Annotated in this window: 17 protein-coding genes and 1 riboswitch; of the genes, 13 read left to right on the forward strand and 4 right to left on the reverse strand. The window is 41.4% G+C overall.

What is annotated here, in order from left to right; translation table 11 throughout:
* The first annotated feature begins 44 nt into the window (after positions 1–44).
* The 5 genes from fucO to HMPREF0873_RS04570 all read left to right on the forward strand — a co-directional run bounded on the left by fucO (position 45) and on the right by HMPREF0873_RS04570 (position 7,642).
* Complete coding sequence (gene fucO / locus HMPREF0873_RS04550) at positions 45–1,196, forward strand: lactaldehyde reductase (protein ID WP_008714659.1); 1,152 nt, start codon at positions 45–47, stop codon at positions 1,194–1,196.
* Positions 1,197–1,494: 298 nt separating this feature from the next.
* Positions 1,495–3,039 carry a ClC family H(+)/Cl(-) exchange transporter gene (locus tag HMPREF0873_RS04555; RefSeq protein WP_038125652.1) on the forward strand — a complete coding sequence of 515 codons (1,545 nt, stop codon included), beginning with the start codon at positions 1,495–1,497 and terminating at the stop codon, positions 3,037–3,039.
* A 12-nt stretch (positions 3,040–3,051) separates the two neighbouring features.
* Positions 3,052–3,501, forward strand: a complete 450-nt coding sequence (locus HMPREF0873_RS04560) for a GNAT family N-acetyltransferase (RefSeq protein WP_008714661.1) — start codon at positions 3,052–3,054, stop codon at positions 3,499–3,501.
* Between the two features lie 25 nt (positions 3,502–3,526).
* On the forward strand, positions 3,527–4,321 hold the full coding sequence (locus HMPREF0873_RS04565; RefSeq protein ID WP_038125653.1) for a sulfite exporter TauE/SafE family protein: 795 nt from the start codon (positions 3,527–3,529) through the stop codon (positions 4,319–4,321).
* Positions 4,322–4,819: 498 nt separating this feature from the next.
* Complete coding sequence (locus HMPREF0873_RS04570; RefSeq protein ID WP_008714663.1) at positions 4,820–7,642, forward strand: FAD-binding and (Fe-S)-binding domain-containing protein; 2,823 nt, start codon at positions 4,820–4,822, stop codon at positions 7,640–7,642.
* A 283-nt stretch (positions 7,643–7,925) separates the two neighbouring features.
* On the opposite strand, the gene HMPREF0873_RS09945 is transcribed toward HMPREF0873_RS04570, so the two are convergent.
* On the reverse strand, positions 7,926–8,033 hold the full coding sequence (locus HMPREF0873_RS09945; protein WP_227037232.1) for a type I toxin-antitoxin system Fst family toxin: 108 nt from the start codon (positions 8,031–8,033) through the stop codon (positions 7,926–7,928).
* 85 nt (positions 8,034–8,118) lie between these two features.
* On the opposite strand from HMPREF0873_RS09945, the gene HMPREF0873_RS04575 reads away from it, so the two are divergent.
* Positions 8,119–8,766 (forward strand): tetratricopeptide repeat protein, encoded by a 648-nt coding sequence (locus tag HMPREF0873_RS04575; protein WP_038125720.1) that lies wholly within the window; start codon positions 8,119–8,121, stop codon positions 8,764–8,766.
* A gap of 425 nt (positions 8,767–9,191) precedes the next feature.
* Here HMPREF0873_RS04575 and HMPREF0873_RS04585 read toward each other — a convergent pair whose 3' ends face one another.
* Both HMPREF0873_RS04585 and HMPREF0873_RS04590 read right to left on the reverse strand, forming a co-directional pair.
* Positions 9,192–9,569, reverse strand: coding sequence for a type II toxin-antitoxin system HicB family antitoxin (locus tag HMPREF0873_RS04585; protein ID WP_008714666.1), 378 nt, complete (start codon positions 9,567–9,569; stop codon positions 9,192–9,194).
* Between the two features lie 9 nt (positions 9,570–9,578).
* Positions 9,579–9,755, reverse strand: a complete 177-nt coding sequence (locus HMPREF0873_RS04590) for a type II toxin-antitoxin system HicA family toxin (RefSeq protein ID WP_008714667.1) — start codon at positions 9,753–9,755, stop codon at positions 9,579–9,581.
* Between the two features lie 247 nt (positions 9,756–10,002).
* On the opposite strand from HMPREF0873_RS04590, the gene HMPREF0873_RS04595 reads away from it, so the two are divergent.
* On the forward strand, positions 10,003–10,902 hold the full coding sequence (locus HMPREF0873_RS04595; protein ID WP_008714668.1) for a DUF3829 domain-containing protein: 900 nt from the start codon (positions 10,003–10,005) through the stop codon (positions 10,900–10,902).
* A 93-nt stretch (positions 10,903–10,995) separates the two neighbouring features.
* Here HMPREF0873_RS04595 and rarD read toward each other — a convergent pair whose 3' ends face one another.
* The gene (rarD, locus tag HMPREF0873_RS04600; protein ID WP_008714669.1) at positions 10,996–11,892 is read right to left on the reverse strand and encodes an EamA family transporter RarD; all 897 of its coding nucleotides are present in this window, start codon (positions 11,890–11,892) and stop codon (positions 10,996–10,998) included.
* A 168-nt stretch (positions 11,893–12,060) separates the two neighbouring features.
* Positions 12,061–12,237, forward strand: a riboswitch (cobalamin riboswitch).
* 289 nt (positions 12,238–12,526) lie between these two features.
* Here rarD and HMPREF0873_RS04605 point away from each other — a divergent pair.
* The 6 genes from HMPREF0873_RS04605 (at position 12,527) to HMPREF0873_RS04630 (ending at position 20,055) form a co-directional block, all read left to right on the forward strand.
* Complete coding sequence (locus HMPREF0873_RS04605; protein WP_008714670.1) at positions 12,527–14,689, forward strand: methylmalonyl-CoA mutase family protein; 2,163 nt, start codon at positions 12,527–12,529, stop codon at positions 14,687–14,689.
* Positions 14,690–14,693: 4 nt separating this feature from the next.
* Positions 14,694–16,883, forward strand: coding sequence for a methylmalonyl-CoA mutase (gene scpA / locus HMPREF0873_RS04610; RefSeq protein ID WP_004694550.1), 2,190 nt, complete (start codon positions 14,694–14,696; stop codon positions 16,881–16,883).
* Complete coding sequence (meaB, locus tag HMPREF0873_RS04615) at positions 16,876–18,129, forward strand: methylmalonyl Co-A mutase-associated GTPase MeaB (RefSeq protein ID WP_004694551.1); 1,254 nt, start codon at positions 16,876–16,878, stop codon at positions 18,127–18,129. The genes scpA and meaB overlap by 8 nt, the downstream gene beginning before the upstream one ends.
* Before the next feature lie 360 nt (positions 18,130–18,489).
* Positions 18,490–18,747, forward strand: a complete 258-nt coding sequence (locus HMPREF0873_RS04620) for a hypothetical protein (protein WP_004698152.1) — start codon at positions 18,490–18,492, stop codon at positions 18,745–18,747.
* A gap of 301 nt (positions 18,748–19,048) precedes the next feature.
* Positions 19,049–19,654, forward strand: coding sequence for a MotA/TolQ/ExbB proton channel family protein (locus HMPREF0873_RS04625; protein ID WP_038125655.1), 606 nt, complete (start codon positions 19,049–19,051; stop codon positions 19,652–19,654).
* Positions 19,651–20,055 (forward strand): biopolymer transporter ExbD, encoded by a 405-nt coding sequence (locus tag HMPREF0873_RS04630; protein ID WP_004694558.1) that lies wholly within the window; start codon positions 19,651–19,653, stop codon positions 20,053–20,055. The genes HMPREF0873_RS04625 and HMPREF0873_RS04630 overlap by 4 nt, the downstream gene beginning before the upstream one ends.
* The last annotated feature ends 4 nt before the right edge of the window (positions 20,056–20,059 follow it).

The raw sequence follows: 20,059 nt of genomic DNA on the forward strand, positions 1-20,059 counted from the left end.
GTTTATTTTTTATTGTATAGTTTGTTTTGTTAGGAGTGAAGTATATGGCTCGTAGAATTATGTTGAACGGTACGTCCTATTTTGGACAAGGCGCGATTCAGGAGATTGTGAACGAAATTAAGAATCGTCATTTCAAAAAAGCCCTCGTTACATCGACGCCTGATTTATTTGAGTTTAAGGTAGCTACAAAGGTTACGGAGTTGCTTGATGCGGCAGGCATCGATTATGAAATCTATGACGGTATCAAACCAAATCCTACTATCGAAAATGTAACGGCTGGTGTTGAGGCTTGTAAAGCGGCTGGCGCCGATGTTATCGTTGCTGTTGGTGGCGGTAGCCCAATCGATACAAGCAAGGCAATTGCTACTATTATTACGAACCCTGAGTTCGCCGATGTACGCAGCCTTGAAGGTTTAGCGCCTACTAAGAATCCGTGCTTGCCAATCATCGCTGTTACTACTACATCTGGTACGGCAGCAGAGGTTACTATCAACTATGTTATTACAGATGTTGAAAAGAACCGTAAATTCGTTTGTGTTGACCCGCATGACATCCCAATCGTTGCCATCGTAGATCCTGATATGTCCGCATCTATGCCAACAGGTCTTTGCGCTGCCACAGGTATGGATGCCCTCGTACACGCCGTAGAAGGTTATATCACTAAAGGTGCGTGGGAGCTAACTGATATGCTCCATTTGAAAGCTATCGAAATCATCGGTCGTTCCTTGCGCAGTGCTGTGGCTGGCGATTACGCAGGTCGTGAAGCTATGTCTTTAGGTCAATACATCGCGGGTATGGGCTTCTCCAACGTAGGTCTCGGCATTGTTCACTCCATGGCTCATCCATTGAGTGCTGTGTACGATATCCCTCATGGCAAGGCTTGTGCGATGTTGTTAACAGCGGTATTGAAATTCAATGCCCCTGCTACAGGCGAAAAATACCGTGAAATCGCTCGTGTTATGGGCGTTCCTGATGTAGATGGCATGAATCAAGAAACCTATCGTCAAGCAGCAATCGATGTCATCCAAAAGCTAGCTGATGATGTAGGTATTCCTAAATCCCTTAGCGAAGCGGGCGTGAAACGAGAAGATATTCCATTCCTCGCTGAATCTGCTTTCAATGACGCTTGTACACCTGGCAACCCACGAGATGCATCTTTAGAAGAAATAATCGGCATCTATGAATCCATATTCTAATTAGTGTCTTTACATATTTCAAATGCCTCCGAATGTGTAAAGAAAATACATTTACACACTTGCTTAACAAAACTAGCCATCTCTTTTTAGAGGTGGCTAGCTTTGTGTTTAAAGCGCTATCTATTGTTTTGTGATTCGGACCTTTGATCTCGTGTTCCGTGAGAAAGCTATTTTTATACGTAATCCTTTCTTGAAAATGGTGGTTTACATAAGTATACTAAGGATATGAATGCATAGTTCGTGTAGACCTATGTCGGCAGAGGAAAGGTTGGTTTTGGTCACTGCTAAGGAGGATGTTATGAAATTATGGAAATTTAATAAGCGTAGTTCTACCTTGGCAGATATGTCCATGAATCGAGTGCTCTTAACGGAGCTCATTGCAAAGGGTGCTCTTGTTGGGGTGATTGCAGGTTTTTTTGGGGCATCATACCGCTATTTGATACTTGAATCAGAGCATATCAGGTGGCATTTGATGGATGATATTACTATGGAATGGGCCATAGGTTGGCTTATGGTAATGGTCATTTTTGCGTTTATTGTAGATCGATTGCTCGCATGGGCCCCATTGTCTGGTGGTTCTGGTATCCCGCAAATCGAAGGGGAAATGCTTGGACTCTTTGATATGAAGCCCTATCGGACACTAGTATCTAAAATGATTGGTGGCGTACTGACCGGCTTTGCAGGATTTTCCGTAGGTCGTGAAGGGCCAGCCGTACAGATTGGTGGTTCTGCTGGGAAGATTGTGTCTTACTGGATGAATTCGGGGCTACGAGAACAGCGTATTTTGACATCCGCAGGTGCTGGGGCAGGCTTAACAGCTGCCTTTAGTGCGCCCGTATCGGGGGCGATGTTCGTCTTTGAAGAGGTACATAAAAGCTTTTATCCGTATCTCGTTGTACCAACCTTCGTGGCAACTTTGATTTCTAACTATATTACAGTTAGTATCTTTGGACTTACACCAGCGCTGGGCTTTACGGTGACCTCAGGGGTTCCTCTTGAATATTTCCCGATACTGCTCATGGTTGGTGTTATCATGGGGCTATGTGGCGTGTTATTTTGCCGTATGATTTTTGCTTTCAAGAGGTTCTTTGACTGGCTCAAATGTTCTCGATTCTTGAAATTAGCCCTTACCTTTGTGGCGGTGGCAGCCATTGGCTTTGATTCGCAGCTCCTCTTGGGTGGGGGCAATGACCTTGTGGGTCAGCTTGCCTTTCAATCTCATGGCGTATTGCTCTTAGGTGGCATCGTATTAGGCAAGATTTTACTTACCACCTTCTGCTATGGCAGTGGTGCTCAAGGGGGCATATTTTTGCCCATGCTCGTAATTGGTGCCGCAACAGGTGCTTTTTGTGAAAGCTTACTTTCAACCTTAGGACTTATTTCTCCTGATTTTGTACCACAGTTCGTTATCTGTGCCATGGGTGGCATGTTAGCGGCCGCTATGCGGACCCCAATTTTGGCGATTTTGCTCGTTCTTGAAATGACGGATAGTTTCTCTAATATTTATGCTATCGGTATCGTTACGCTCGTGGCCTATCTTGTGGCGGAGCTTTTAAAAGAACCGCCGATTTACGATTCCTTGTTGCAAGCCATGAGTGGTCAAAGCAATCTAGAATCGGTGCAAACCTTCTTTCAAACGAAGGTGCCTGTGGTGGCAAACTATACGGATGTACAGCTACAAGACTTGGCATTGCCAGATGGTACATTGATCGTAAGTATTCGCCGTAATGGTACCTATATTGTGCCGTTAGGCGATGTAAAACTCGAACCAGGGGATGAATTACAAGTCTCTTGTGAGCGTGGCCGATTGAAAGCCGCGAAGGCGTATTTTCAATCTAATTAGGAGTGTTAGTAGATGAAGATTGTAAAAGCTACCGAGTCAGATATATTAGAATTGTATCAATTGCAATTGCTTACATTTGAAAGCGAAGCGGAGATGATTGGTAGTCGAATGGTTCCTGCGTTGATGGAGTCGGAAGAGGAGTTTAAAGCTACTTTCACCCAATGGCATACCTATAAACTAGTAGATGATGGGGGAAGAATCATCGGAGGTATTCGCTATCAATATGACGATGGCGTGGTAGAGGTCGGTCGCTTGATGGTGCATCCAAACCATCGGCAACAAGGGTTGGCTCGGAAGTTATTAGTTTTCGTAGATGAACAATGCAGTCAAGACCGGCGTGTATTATATACATGTACGAAAAGCTGGATCAATATAAAGTTATATACAAAAATGGGGTATAAAGCCGTTAGAGAAATACAGGATGAAACGGGATTATCTTTTGTATATATGGAGAAACAATAATTCAAACGGCATGGGAGGGGTTAATGTGCTTGATAATATAGTGGTATTCTATATATTTTTTACCATAGTTGGCTTTTTAGCTGCTATGATTGGTACCATCATCGGTGCCGGTGGAGGACTTGTCTTTGTGCCTCTCTTTATGTACTGGTTCCCAGAGTGGTCTCCGTCCATGGTCGTAGGAACATCGCTTTTTTCTGTTATGTGTAACGCCATTTCTGGATCTATAGCGTATCTTAAGCAAAAAAAGGTATACATTAACGCTGCTATCATCTTTAGTCTTGCTACCTTTCCGGGGGCTATTTTAGGTGCCCAAATGTCTGGATGGTTCTCTGGTAAAGGCTTTATGTTTGCCTTTGGATGCTTTATGCTGTGTGCATCCGTATTGATTGGTTTTAAAAATTTTAGAAAAGGGGAAAGAAAGGAAGAAAGCCTTACTCTTGAGCAGTTGAGCTATAGTAAACCTATCGGTATTAGTATTAGCTTTTTTGTTGGCTTTATTTCGAGTATCTTTGGTATCGGTGGTGGCCTCATCCATGTGCCGGCTTTGATTTATCTCATGGGCTTTCCTACCCATATGGCAACGGCTACAAGTCAATCTATTCTCGCCGTATCAACAACGGTGGGGGTTATTACACATTTAATTGAAAGCCACATCATATTTAGTATTGCTATTCCTACTAGTATTGGCGCTATCTTTGGTGCTCAAGTAGGTGCTCGTATTGCAAAACGTCTCAAAGCAAAAGCTATCCTCGCCCTCATGAGCATAGCTGTCTTTGCATTGGCGGTACGCCTCATTCTTAAATCTGGTATTTTGGGATAATATGGTTTTATAATTAATCTATCTTTAATAAGCATAATTTAGTAAAGCTCTCTAATGGTGATTCGTAAGCGTTTATCATTAGAGAGCTTTCTGTATTTTCAGCATTTTATAAAAGGGTATAACTAAAAGTCATAGAGAACTATAAATGAGAATGAAAAATTTAAAATATATAAATCATACTATTTTTATGCATAATGTTGGTAATGTATTTACTATAGAATTATAGGTAGTACGAATCGTTGTTTAGAGAGGTTTTAGCATATAATTACTGACTATATCTATACATGCTTAATAAATAAGGATTCTTGATTGTATATGAGGAAAAATGGGTACATGATAATGCTAATGAGATGTACTTTCAACTGAGGGAATAAAAGGGTAATGCATATCGATTTTTATTAGAAGAGATATAAATTATGCATAATTATAGTGAGGAGAATGAGAACGGCGTATACTAAAAGTAATAGATTCCTTAAGAAAGGATAGGAGGAAATAGAAGTGAGTACACTTATTAGAGATTATGAACGTTTTGCCAAGGAGGCAAATGAGATTTGTAAAGGTCGCGTATACACCGATCATTTACGTCGTTATGCATATGGCGTTGATGCGTCTTGCTATAGCTATTTACCAAAGGTAGTTGTTAAAGCTGAAGATGAACGAGAAGTAAGACGACTTATTCGTTTGTGTCAACAATGTGGGACACCATTTACATTCCGTGCGGCCGGCTCCTCCTTGTCTGGTCAATGCTCCAGTGAAGATGTGCTCATCGTATGTAATGATGGCTTCAAGAAAATGGAAGTTATTGATGATGGGAAAGCCTTGAAATGTGAATGCGGTGTTATCGGTTCCGATGCGAATGATTTATTGAAACCGTACAATCGTAAAATTGGTCCAGATCCTGCAACGCTTGCTACAGCATTAGTAGGTGGTATCTTGAATAATAACTCCTCTGGTATGTGCTGTGGTACGGCGCAAAACTCTTATAAAACAATTCGGTCCATTCGCGTTGTATTATTAGATGGCTCCATCCTTGATACGTCTGACCAAAAGAGTATTGATCAATTCCTTAAAGAAAAACCTCAAATGGTAGAGGATATCTTACAATTGCGTAAGGATATTTTGGCCGATGAAGAATTGACACACTTGATTCACCATAAGTACAAAATCAAAAATACCACAGGTTACGGCTTGAACTCCCTTGTTGATTTTGAAGATATTATTGATATCATCAACCACTTGTTCATCGGTTCTGAAGGTACATTAGGTTTCGTGTCTGAAATCGTATATAACACTGTTGAGGACGTACCGTATAAAGGTTGCGGTCTCATGTTCTTTAAAACATTGAACGATGCATCTCTTGCTGTTGTAGCCTTGGCTAATATGGGTCGTGACAAGGTTGTTGCTGCGGAAATGATGGACTATCAATCCCTTAAGGCCGTTCAAGCGCTAGACAATGTGCCTGACTTCGTTCGCGAAGTTCCTGAAGGTACAAGTGCTATTTTGTTCCAAACTGAAAGCTACTCCAAAGAAACTGTCGATGAAAACTTAGCTTTTATTAAAGATAAATTGAAAGATATTCCAACAGCTATTCCAAGTCTTTACTCCCAAGATCCTAAAGAATACGATTCTTGGTGGGCTATCCGTAAAGGCATTTTGCCAATCGTTGGTGGTCAACGTAGAAAAGGCACCACTGTTATTACAGAAGACGTATGTTTCCAAATCGAAGACTTCACTAAGGGCATCGAAATGCTTACCGAATTATTCCACAAATACGATTTCGTAGACGGTGGCGTAATCTTTGGACATGCGTTATCTGGTAATGTTCACTTTAACATTACACCTGACTTCAGCGATCCTAAAGATACTAAGAACTTCGGTGACTTGGTAAAAGAAATGTCTGAACGCGTCTCTGGCTTCGGTGGTTCTTTAAAAGCTGAACATGGTACAGGCCGTATGGTGGCACCGTTTATTGAAATGGAATGGGGGCGTAAAGCGTACGAAATCAACCGTCGTATTAAAGCTATCTTTGACCCTGAACGTATCTTGAATCCTGATGTTATCATTACTGATGACCCAGATGTGTATAAGAAAAATCTTAAAGCTCAATGCGTTATCGATGATGCTTTTACAATCTGTATGGAATGCGGTTTCTGTGAAAAACATTGTCCAAGCCGCAATTTAACATTGACTCCTCGTCAACGTATTGCATTGTTGCGTGAAACAAAACGCCTTGAAAACGAAGGCAATTTCACATTGGCTGCGGAACTTAAAAAAGGCTATGAATACTTTGGTGTAGATACCTGTGCTGCGTGCTCCATGTGTAAAGGTCTTTGCCCGCTCAGCATCGATACTGCTCAAATTGCATTATCCATGCGCCGCATCAATCCTCCAGCACCGGAATTAGCTAAGAAGATTTACGATAATTTCCCTACTACACTTCAAATGGCTCGTGCCGGCGTAAGTCTCGAAGGTATTGCAGGTTCTATCGTTACACAAAAAGCGATTTCCAAGATTACAGAAGGCTTACATGGTGTAACAGGTATTACTCCGTACATTCCTAAGACTACACCTAAGGCCAATCGTTACAGATTGAGAAGCCGTATTAAACCGACTAATTTTGAAAAGGTTGTATACTTTAGTACTTGTGCGAACCGCGCCTTCAAACCTAATCAAGGTTACGACGATGAACGCAGCTTGCAACAAGTAGTGGAAAGCCTTTGCAACAAGGCCCATATCGATATTATCTATCCTCAACATATCGAAAACCTCTGCTGTGGCTTGAGTTTTGAAAACTATGATGACGTTCATGAGCGCGCTGTTAAGGACTTACACGATGCATTGATGCAAGCATCTCAAAACGGTAAATATCCAATCGTGATCGATCATAGTGCATGTTTCAACCATGCTTTCAAATACATGCCAGACTTAGAAATCAACGATATTTCTGAATTCTTGTGTAAATACGTTGTACCTCATCTCGATATTGAAAAATGTGATGAACGGGTCATCGTACACAAACAATGTAAGATTAAATCCTTGAATAAATCTCAATATATTGAAGATTTGGCTCGTCTATGTACAGACCATGTATTCAACATTAAATCCTTTGCATGCGATGGCTTTGCCGGTCAAAAAGGTTTCTTCACACCAGAACTCAATAAATCTGCTACCAAAGACCTCGCAGCTGAAATCGCTGAATACGGCGCAACATTAGGCGTAAGTTCCAGCTCTACCTGTGAAATCGGCCTTGGCGAAAACGGCGGCATCCCATTCGTTGGCGTTGCATTCTTATTAGATCGTTGTTCTAAGGCTAAGAAATAAGTCTTGTATATCTATTGCTATTTACGTTAATGGTGCTAGTAGTTTACACTAAGGGTACTAGTAGGTTGGGTTAAAGTAACTGGTAGTTTATATTAATGTTGCTTTAATATTGCTCGTAAATTATGTTAAAACTACTAATAGTTTTTAGGAGTTTTATGAGATTTATTGCTAATTCTTTATTTTTCTAAGAAATGTGGTATACTAAACGTAGGTAGTAGAGTGTATGAAATTACCTGCAATATAACCAAAAAAAGGACGAGTGGCAGCTCGTCCTTTTTCTTGCTTATTTTTTGTTTTTATTGTTAAGCCAGTAGCTGTAGGTAGTTACAACTAAGGCAACAATAATAGGGGCAAGCAAGGTGCCCCAGAGTGCATAAAACAGCTCCTGCAATATACCACCTCCTTTCGGGAGGTATTTTATATTATATCATCATGCTAAGGAGTCTTGTATATAATTAATGATCGGAGAATTCTTAATGAAGAAATTTGTGCTTTTCTTTCTTTTAATAATAGCTCTTACGGGATGTGGATTGAATCAAAATACGAATAGTAATAAAACAGAATCAAATGCAACTAGTTCCGCCACTGGAACGGGTTCCTCTACATCTGCTGCGGGAAACAGCCAAGCGACTACCAAGCAAGATGACCATCTAATTACAGCAAAGCAAGCCTTATCTGTTGGTGAGTATGCGAAAGCCATAGAGGAAGCCACTGCGTCTATTAAACAAGATGCTAACAACGGAGAAGCCTATTCTGTACGCGGCTTTGCAACAGCATTAAATGGTGATGCGGCTAAAGGGTTGACAGATACTAAAAAGGCTTATGATTTAGATCCTAGCAATGTGGCTAATTACTATAATATGGCCATGGTATATAAGTTACAAGGTCAGTTAAATGATTCTAAACAATGGTTTGAAAAGGTATTGGAAAAGGACCCTAGTAACACCTGGTCTGTGTATGGTATTGCTACCATTTATGCAGACCAAGGGGATGATACTAAGGCCCTTGATTGGCTAGAAAAGGCTATAAAAATTGATCCTTCTGTAAAAGCTGTTGCAGCTGAACAAGACCACTTTGAACGCTTTCACAATAATAGGCGATTTAAAACATTGGTTGGGTTATAGACATGGATGTGAAACAGGTGATTCGCCTTATTATAAAGGTGATAGGATTTATATATTGGCTTATTTTTCTATACCTTGGCGGTCTAATGGTCGTAGACTGGTCAGGGTTTATGACTCGGTACAATATTGAAACACCAATTTTCCTTAGCTATATAGTGGTGGTAGGGTGTATTGTTATGCCTTATTTGGTGTTTTATTGGAAAAAACTGAATCCTAATGTTAAACCGCCCTATTTGGTGCGATGTCTTAGTGCCTATATGAACCGTCTAGAGGACCAACATAGTATATGGTTTGATGTGCTATATGTACTCAAGCTACTGCTCTATTTTGTAACAATCCTGTGGATGATCTGTATACTATTACTCATCTTAGCAGCTATTGCATGGACAATAGTTCTAATTTTACTGAGCAATTGATGATGTAAATTACATTGTTTTCTCTACTAATGCTTCTTGTAAAAGTTGAGAAAAATTAATTCCTTTAGCCAATGCTCTGTCGTTAAGCCATGCAGGAATCGTTAAGGTTTTCTTTACGGACTTACTATTTTTAGCTAAATCAATATCTGTTTGCACTAATGTAGGATATGTTGTATCGGTACATGGTAAGCTGCGAATAGATGTGGGGGTAGGTAGAGTTTGTCCATCTTCTAAAGCGCCTAATATATAGAGTTCCATAGCCTCTTGTGCATTGGTTATTAATTCTGTTAGTGTTGAGCCGGTGCTACTAGTGTATTCGAGATCTGGAAATTCGGCCCAGAAACCATCGGCATCATCATGGATTATGGCAGGGTATATAAATTTCATAGGTCCTCCTTATTTTAGTCCCGTACGTTTCAAAATGGCATTTAATAAACCGATAGGTACATCTTTTCCATGTACGGCAATAACTTCAACTTGATCATCCTTTTTTAAACGATGATGACTACCTCGTTGCCGTACATCCTTCCAGCCATTTTGCAGTAATAATTTAAGTAAATCCTTATCCTTCATATTCTCTCCTTTTATGATAACACGTGTATACGTACAAAACAATTATTAGGAGTTATACATTCTTATTTATAGTCTAACAGTATATAAAGGAAAATAGGGGTGACCATTGGTCACCCCTGATTCTATTAGTCACTTGACAAAATTGATAAATGACCTTTATATATTAATCCTATTCATAAAAATCATATTAGTATATAATTAATATGTATAAATTAGGTTGTGTATTGATGGAAGGAGAGGATTCATCATGAAACCATTTGGTAAAAGGGTAGTAATGGCTGTGTTGTGTGCGGCGACATTGACATCCCCATTTTTTTTGAGCGGTTGTAGTATGTCAGAACTATGGCAGGGTACTGAACAGAGCCGTAAGGAAATTGCGCAACGGTCTGAGCAGGATCAGGTGCAGTTATTTAATCAATATGTGAAAGCTGTAAGTCGATACAATCGCATGGCTGTAATGTTTGATTATGCGAATACGCCAACTCTTAATGAGTTAAAAGCTGGGCAGCATTTAACTGTATTTAATGCGCCGAACTTTAAGCAGCTACAAAAAGAATTAGAAGAGGCTAAGCAAGCCGGTATTCCTTATGATGAAATGAAGGAGCCTTTAGATAAGTTGCTTTCAAAATTGAATGAAATTACACCGGTGGCCGAAGAGCTCGATGCATACTATAAATCTAAAGGGTATACCACAGATAACTATGCTAAGGAGCAACAATTAGGTCCTAAATATGTTCAATTGTATGAACAATTTGTTCCTATTTATGCTGACTTTGATAATGTTATGCATAAAATCAATACGGACCGCTTGCAACAACGGTTACAACAATTGCGTGATGCAGGCAAGAAAAATGCAGCTGCAGCACAAGAGGTTCATTTGCGACTTACTGCGGTCCTAGAAAAGATCGATAGTGAAAAACAATTAGATGTAAATGCTATCAATCAAGAGTTGCAAGCTATTGGTGATGTATCAAATGGTATTACTAGTCCTAAGTATGATTCTGTTAAAACCTCTGTAAACTCTACAATTGGGGCAATCCGTACCTATATGGGTTCAAAACAAGATAATGACTATAATCGTATGATTGAGGCCTATAACCATTACATTTCTAATCTGAATACGACCAATATGAATGAGTTAGATTAACATGAGTTAGATTAATACGTTTATATAAAAGAAAGCTGTATCAAATGAGAGTATCATTTGATACAGCTTTTTAGTTGATATATAGGATATACCTTACTTTTTTAGGCTAATGCGCGTTGTAATTTGGCTCGATAACGAGAATAATACTAAGGCTATCCAGATACAACCGAAGGCAATCATCTGTGGTGTGCCAAAGCTTTCACCAAAGTAAAAGATGGCTAGCAACAAGGCAATGGTAGGGGATACATATTGCAAGAAACCTAGTAGGTTGAGCGGCAATAGCTGCGCACCATAGGAGAATAGAACCAATGGGACAGATGTAGTTAGACCGCAGGCTATGAGCAATATGGTCGTATACCAGTCTGTGCCGAAATAGGACCACACGGTATTATCGACCATGGTCGTATATAGTAAGGCTAGCGGTGTTAATAACCAAGCCTCAAAGGCGATGCTCGTAAAGGGAGAGATGAGCAGTTTCTTTTTTACGGCTCCATAGAGACCGAAGGAAACGGCGAGGATCATCGACACTAATGGCAAGGATCCTACCTGATAGGTGAGTAAGGCGATGCCGATGGTAGCGATGAGGACACTCAGCTTTTTCGGTATAGATAGAACCTCTTTAAATAGGATGACACCTAATACTACATTGAAGAGTGGGTTGATGTAATAGCCAAGGCTCGTGTTCATAACTTGATTATTGGCGATGGCCCAAATGTAGGTGAACCAGTTTACACTGATGATGACTGCCGCAACTAAAAGTAGGAATAGTTGTGAACGTTGTTCTTTTAGTAATTGAAAGTCCTTTTTGAATTGTTTAAAATGTAGGCCAAATACAACGATCGCCATGCAAATACCTGACCAGATAATGCGTTGTGCCAGTATATTATACGGTGAAACATGGTTTAATAATGCCCAATATAGAGGGAGTAAGCCCCAAATTATATAACAACTAAGGGCTGTGATTAACCCTTTTTTACTTGTATGGTCCATAATGCCTCCTCGTGATAGTACTTATTATATCATTAATCCTTAAATTCTTAACTCATGCATTTTAGTTATTGCATATGATTTTCAGTTATAACTTTAGTTTTGGTACTTATGATTAAATGTTATGTTCATTGACTTTGTGCATATTGTTACACTATATTGGACTTAGAACAACGAATATAGAGAATAGGTGTCGTAAGACTTAATAGAGAAATCGGTATAAGCCGATGCGGTCCCGCCACTGTAAGGATGAGCCTGCTTTCATATATGTCACTGGAGTAATCTGGGAAGGCGAAAGCGAGGTGATGATCCCGAGCCAGGAGAACTGCCTATTTGATAATCACCGTTATGTACCTACGAGCGATAGGAAGGGGATTGGGGTATGCTGGCTACAGTATTTTTTAGTGTACCTTTCAATAAGAAACCTTACGTGTCACTTTAGGTGGCACGTTTTTTATTGCCCTTAGAGTGGATGTTGAGTATATGCGTCAAGTTTTATAGACATTAAACCGATGGACACATTTTGAGGTTGATGTGGTCCAATAAGATAAAGCTCGAGTGATTCATATATCTAACAATTCGCAGGTACGGTGCGCTGTTTCTCGGTATGGTTTCGAGTTGAAAAGGAGGCACATATATGTCTGACAAAAAGACTTCAAAGGATGCTGAACGTGATTTATTAGCACCTGTATCCTTTGATGAGTTTAAGAAACCTACGTATGAACAATGGCAGGCCGAGGTTGAAAAAGCGTTAAAAGGTGGCGACTTCCATAAGAAGATGTTCACTAAGACCTATGAGGGAATTACGTTACAACCAATTTACACGCCTGCATTGCATGGAGAAAAAATTCCAAAGGGTGTATATCCTGGAGCAGGTGAGTTCCTACGTGGCACAAAGGCAAGTGGTTATATTAAAGACTCTTGGGGCGTATCCCAATATGTAGACGAATCCTTTCCTAAGGATGCTAACCATGCAAGTTTATACGAAATTGTAAAAGGTGGCACCATTCACAATATTCGCCTTGATGAAGCAACACGCCATGATCAAGATGTGCAAGTAGGCGCAGCTGTTGGTATCGGCGGTACATCTCTGTCTACTATGGATGATTGTAGCCAATTGATTGAACGTTTTAATTTAAAGGAAAATCCTTTATACATTGAAACAGGTGCTTCTGCAGCTATCTTGCTCGGTATGCTAGCCGCTACGGTGAAAGGCTCTAAAAAACAGACCTCTGACTTGAAAGGTCTCGTTGGCGCAGACCCTATTGGTGTTTGGGCTAAAGATGGTACATTGCATATGTCTTTAGATACAGCCTTTGATGAAATGGCACATACTGTTGTATGGGCTAAAGAACAAGCTCCAGAGCTTAAAACTGTACTTGTATCTGGCGATGTATACGCTAATGGTGGCGCGAACGATGTGCAAGAGGTTGCGTATGCATTGGCGACAGCGGTTTGCTACGTACGTCAATTGGCACAACGTAACATCGATATTCACACTATTGCTAACAGCATGATGTTTACATTCTCCTTGGGTGCAAACTTCTTCATGGAAATTGCTAAATTACGTGCATTACGTGTGCTTTGGGCGCGCATCATGGAAGCGTTCGGTGCCGAAGAAGCTGACCGTGCTGTTCATGTACACGGCAGAACATCGGCTTTCACAAAAACTGTATACGACCCATATGTAAACTTGTTGCGCAATACAACACAAGCATTCTCTGGCGTTGTAGGCGGTTTGAATAGCCTTGAAGTGTCCCCATTCGACCAACCAATTCGCAAAGCTGACGATTTCTCTCGCCGTATTGCCCGTAATATTCAAGTGATGTTACAAACTGAGTTCGAGTTACGTCAACCAGTGGACCCTGTAGGTGGTTCTTGGTATGTGGAAACATTGGCAGCTGAATTATGCGAAAAAATTTGGGCCGAGTTCCAAACTATTGAGTCTAAAGGTGGTATCATAGCAGCCTTGAAAGAAGGCTATCCACAAGCTCAAGTTAAAGCAGTTCTTGATGAACGCTTCAAAAACCTTGCATTCCGCAAAGATGTGGCTGTAGGTAACAACATGTATGCGAATATGACTGAAGAATTGCTTGATCCAAAACCAGAAAATCAAGAAACATTGCGTCAAAAACGGGTTGCTCAAATCGAAGAGTACTTGGCGAGTGCGGAGCCAGATGCTGTTGTGAAAGCACAGGCTACCCTAGAAGCAGGTACGACAGAGCCAGGCGCTTTGATTGGCCTTATTGAACTCGGTGCATTACAAAAATTAACAATACGTCAAATCCGCAAGGCTTTAGATGCTGGCGATATTGCATCCGAAACGATTGAATCCATTGCAGCCCATCGCTGGACTGAACAGTTTGAAGCACTTCGCATGCGCACTGAGAATTATAAACAACGTACGAAAGATAATGTGAAGGTATTCTTGGCCAATATGGGGCCAATCCCTCAACATAAACCTCGTGCGGACTTCTCCACAGGCTTCTTCGAAGTAGGGGCTTTTGAAGTTATCAAAAATGATGGTCATGAAACAACGGCTGATGCGGCGAAAGCTGCTCGTGAAAGTGGTGCTGATGTTGTTGTTATCTGTTCTACAGATGATACCTATCCAGAATTGGTACCACCACTCGCTAAGGAATTGAAAGAAACTATGCCACATGTAACGGTTATTTTAGCAGGGGCACCTCCTAAGGACTTAGAACCTGTATACCGTGAAGCTGGCGTGGACGACTTCATTTCTGTTCGTGCAAATTGTTACGAAATCTTGAATACGTTACAAGATAAGAAAGGGATGTGAGCTCATGTTTAAAAATCCAGACTTCTCCTCTCTTGGCTTGGGATCTCAGACAGCAACATCTCGCGATGCATGGCTTGCTGAACTTCAAAAAGAAACAGGAAAAAGCTTTGAAGATTTATATAATACAACAATGGAGCAAATCCAACTAAAGCCTCTCTATACAGAGATGGATTATGAAGGAATGACACACCTTGACTATATGGCTGGTGTACCTCCATTCTTGCGTGGACCTTATTCCACAATGTATGTTACTCGTCCTTGGACAGTACGTCAGTACGCTGGTTTCTCCACAGCGGAAGAATCCAATGCGTTCTATCGTCGTAACTTGGCAGCGGGCCAAAAAGGTTTGTCTATCGCCTTTGACCTTGCTACTCACCGTGGTTATGATTCCGATCATCCTCGTGTAGTAGGTGACGTTGGTAAAGCGGGTGTTGCGGTAGACTCCATCCTCGACATGGAAATTCTATTCTCCGGTATCCCTCTTGATCAAATGTCCGTATCCATGACAATGAACGGCGCCGTATTGCCAGTAATGGCGTTCTACATCTTGGCTGGTGAAGAACAAGGCGTAGATAAAAAGGTTATGGCTGGTACAATTCAAAATGATATTTTGAAAGAGTTCATGGTACGTAATACCTATATTTACCCTCCAGCTACATCTATGCGTATTATCGGTGATATCTTTGCGTATACATCCCAGTACATGCCTAAGTTCAACAGTATCTCCATTTCCGGCTACCATATGCAAGAAGCGGGCGCTACTGCAGATATCGAATTAGGTTACACATTGGCCGATGGTCTCGAATATATCCGTACCGGTGTTAATGCAGGCCTTCATGTTGACCAGTTCGCACCACGGTTGTCCTTCTTCTGGGCAATCGGTAAAAACTACTTCATGGAAGTGGCAAAAATGCGTGCGGCTCGTATGTTGTGGGCTAAGATTATCAATAGCTTCGGCTCTGAAAATCCTAAATCCATGGCACTTCGTACACATAGCCAAACATCCGGTTGGTCTCTTACAGAACAAGATCCGTTCAACAACGTGGCTCGTACATGTATGGAAGCGATGGGTGCCGCGTTAGGTCATACGCAATCTCTACATACAAATGCGCTTGACGAAGCCATTGCGTTGCCTACGGACTTCTCTGCACGTATTGCGCGTAACACTCAGCTTTACATCCAAGATGAAACTAAGGTATGTAAGGTTATCGACCCATGGGGCGGTTCCTACTATGTAGAAGCGTTGACTGATGAATTGATTCGTCGCGCTTGGGGTCATATCCAAGAAATCGAATCCCTTGGCGGTATGGCGAAAGCTATCGACACAGGGCTTCCTAAGATGCGTATCGAAGAAGCTGCCGCACGTCGCCAAGCTCGTATCGACTCTGGTCGTGAAGCAATCATCGGTATCAATAAATATCGTCTAGATAAAGAAGATCCATTGGATATCCTCGACGTAGATAACACAGCTGTACGGGAAGCGCAAATTCGTCGTCTCGAACAATTGCGTGCTAACCGGGATGAAGAAAAGGTTCAATCATGTCTTGAAGCGATCACAAAGGCTACAGAATCGGGTGAAGGTAACTTGCTTGCCCTTGCACTTGAAGCGGCTCGTGCTCGTGCATCCTTGGGTGAGATTTCCTTTGCTGTTGAAAAGGTATGCGGTCGTCATAAAGCGGTTATTCGCTCTATTTCCGGTGTATACTCCAGCGAATTTGAAGATGACGATGTAATCAAAGAAGTACGCCAAATGGCAGATAACTTTGAAGAACTCGAAGGTCGTCGCCCTCGTATCATGATTGCGAAGATGGGCCAAGACGGTCATGACCGTGGTGCCAAAGTTATCGCTACATCCTTCGCGGACATGGGCTTTGACGTGGATATCGGACCTTTGTTCCAAACTCCAGAAGAAACAGCACAAGATGCGGTGGATAATGACGTTCATATTGTCGGATTTAGTTCTCTTGCGGCGGGGCATAAGACATTATTGCCTCAACTTGTAGAGGAACTCAACAAGCGGGGCCGTGGAGATATTTTAGTTGCCATCGGCGGCGTAATCCCTGCTCAGGACTATGAATTCCTACGCGAACATGGCGCAGTGGCTATCTTTGGCCCTGGTACAGTTTTGCCAGTAGCGGCGAAAAAATTACTAGAAACATTGACTAGTCACGTTCAAGACGAGTCTCATGACTGATAACAAACGGCCTACTCCGGATGAATTGCGCAATACACAGGACGCAACTTTCACCACTGGTGAAGGCAAAGCCCCTGAATTAGGTGTAAAAAACGCAAGCACCGAGGGTAGTACCTATCGTCCCGACTGGGTGCCAGAAGAAGCGAAGAAAGATGATACTTACGCGTGTCACGTAATGAAAGGCGTCAAGGAAATGCATGACGGCCTCTTATCTAGTTCAGCTCATCTGGCTCCAGCGGTACGTCCCGTACAGCGGCGAAAGAAATTGACTGTCGCTGATTATGTACGCGGTATCGAGCAGGGGGACCGCGTTATACTTTCACGGGCTATCACATTAGTAGAAAGTAATAATAAGGACCATTTCAAACTAGCTCAACAGGTGTTGCAAGCCGTATTGCCTCGCACGGGCAAGGCATTGCGCATCGGTATTACTGGTGTGCCTGGGGCCGGTAAAAGTACGTTTATTGAAGCCTTCGGTAACATGCTCATTGAAGCGGGTTACAAGGTTGCCGTACTGGCTGTAGACCCTACGAGCCAAGTCACAAAAGGCAGTATCTTGGGTGATAAAACGCGGATGGAAACGTTGACGAAACACCCAGAGGCTTATATTCGTCCATCGCCAGCTGGTGGTACACTAGGCGGTGTGGCTCGTAAAAGTAGAGAAACTATGCTACTTTGTGAGGCTGCTGGGTACGATATTATTCTCGTTGAAACCGTTGGGGTTGGGCAAAGCGAAGTTACCGTGCGTTCCATGGTAGACTTCTTTATGCTCATCGTTTTAACGGGGGCAGGCGATGAATTGCAAGGCATCAAAAAAGGCGTTATGGAACTTGCTGATGCTATTGTGGTCAACAAGGCTGATGGAGATAATCTCAAACGAGCACTCATTGCTCGTAGTGATTACGATCGGATGTTACATTATATCCGTCCAGCTACGGAAAAATGGAAGACTCAAGCCTATACATGTTCAGCTGTTACAAAGGATGGCCTCGATGAATTGTGGGATGTTATCCAAGAGTTTACTGAACAAGGCAAAGAAAATGGGGTCTTCTTAAAACGTCGTCAAGAACAATCCCTCCGTTGGGTACGCGATATGATTGACGAACACTTGCACAACCTATTCTTTAACAATGTAGTCATTCAAGGTCGCATGGGCGAAGTCGAAGCCGCTGTCTTAGACGGTGAAATGAGCGAATCTCAAGCCGTTGAAGAACTTATTGGCGTTTTCGATAAGTCTTTACAATAAGTAGATCGGTAAATACATATTGTATTATTAAATATAATCGTATTGCTAAATATATATTAGATAAGCCGGCATAACTTATCTTAATACGCACTCCACTAGCAATCGTATGCATTTCGATATAACTACAGATGTATTTGTAAAAGGCATAGTATCAATGTTCACTGTTGGATTTGGACCAATAGTAGTTGCATACTATGCCTTTTTCTATGTCATAATAACTAATTGCGACTAATTATTTGCTATTAATTGTCTAATAAAAGATGATTAATATATAAGTTCATCTTTTTAAAATGCAAAAATCAGTGTATAATTAAGTTATATTATTTATTAATCGTTTAATGTTACGAGAGGGGCATTCAAATGAACAAAAAATTATTATTACCTGTAGGTGTAGTCGTTCTAATTATTGGTATTGCGATTCTATTATTAAATCCAGATCCAGGGGCGGCTAATTTGGAAATTGCGAGAAATGCTACAAATGCTCAAGCGGCAGCAAAGGCGATTTCTGAGAATAACCAATCTTACACATTGTGGTATTCTATTGGTATGTTCTGTAGCGGTTTAGGCATTGCACTGTCAGTAGGTGGCTTCATTGTAGGCTTTATTAAAAAAGACTAATCTATTTAGGAACGTATCAAAGGCTGTACTAGAATGTATATCATTTCTAGTGCAGCCTTTTTGTATTTTAATTTTAGGGTTATAGGACAAAACGTGTTGGTTTTGCCCTATAACCCTAATTTTATCCTGTGGACTTTAGCTAGCTTATGTCTATCTAGCGAATTAGTCTATATTTATCTTGCAAGTCATCCTATATCTATTTATGTTGTGGTTTTACGCTCTATATCTGTTTTCGGTGGGATAAAACGTGGTATAATTAACCCGGATAGAGCCTAAAAGTATGTGGCTTTTGGAGGTTAGTATGAGTAGTATAGCGCATTTATTTGTAGCTGGTGGATTTGTTATGTATCCGCTGGTGATTTTTTTACTGTTTACCTTGATGATTGGCATTGAACGTATCTTTCTATATCGCAAGTTTACAAAGGATTTGCGCCGTTTTAATAAGGTCTTAGAGAAGAATCAATCTTGGATTATGTTACCAAGTGTTTTGGAACGGGATACAGAGGAACTTGGTTCTTTATTTGCCCGTGCTATCCGCAATGCAAAGAATTATAATGGCTTGGAAAACCGCCTTCAAGATGTAGTGTCGTACGCTGATGAACGTTTAAAACGCGGCCTTAGTTGGCTCAGCATGATTGTAACAATGGCTCCGTTATTGGGGTTGCTAGGGACGGTCCTCGGTATGATTCGTGCGTTTGCTGTGGTAGGTGGCGACATTGGGGCTCCGACCATTATTACAGGTGGTGTTTCTGAAGCCTTAGTGGCAACGGCTACAGGTTTGACCGTGGCCATTATTGCCCTTGGCTTTCACAGTTACTGTGCGGCAAAGGTCAATGATTCTGTGGCGACATTAGAACATGAGTGCGGCAACATTCTTGATGCGTACAACGAGGAACATGATATATGAGACGACGCACGTTAGGGGTTAAAAAAGAGCCTACCATCATGATTATTCCCATGATTGATATCGTATTCTTTTTATTAGTATTTTTCATGGTAGGCACGCTGTACATGAATACAGAGCAACAAATTCCGCTTAATTTACCATCTGCATCGACGTCTACAGCGAAATCTATCGAACCTATCACCATTACCTTGACCACAACGCACACGCTGTATATCGATAATCAGGAAATCTCTTCGGATCGCTTGGCGCAAGAGGTCAAATCTATCGTTACACAAGCACCTCAACAAGCCTTTGTGATTCGTGCTTCAAAAGATGTATATTATAACGATGTTATCGAGCTTTTGGACATGCTCAAGGTGAACGGTGCTAAATATATTAGCGTCGCTACGGAACGGAAGTGATTCC

Source organism: Veillonella sp. 3_1_44 (genome assembly GCF_000163715.1).
Classification (GTDB): Bacteria; Bacillota; Negativicutes; order Veillonellales; family Veillonellaceae; genus Veillonella; species Veillonella parvula_A.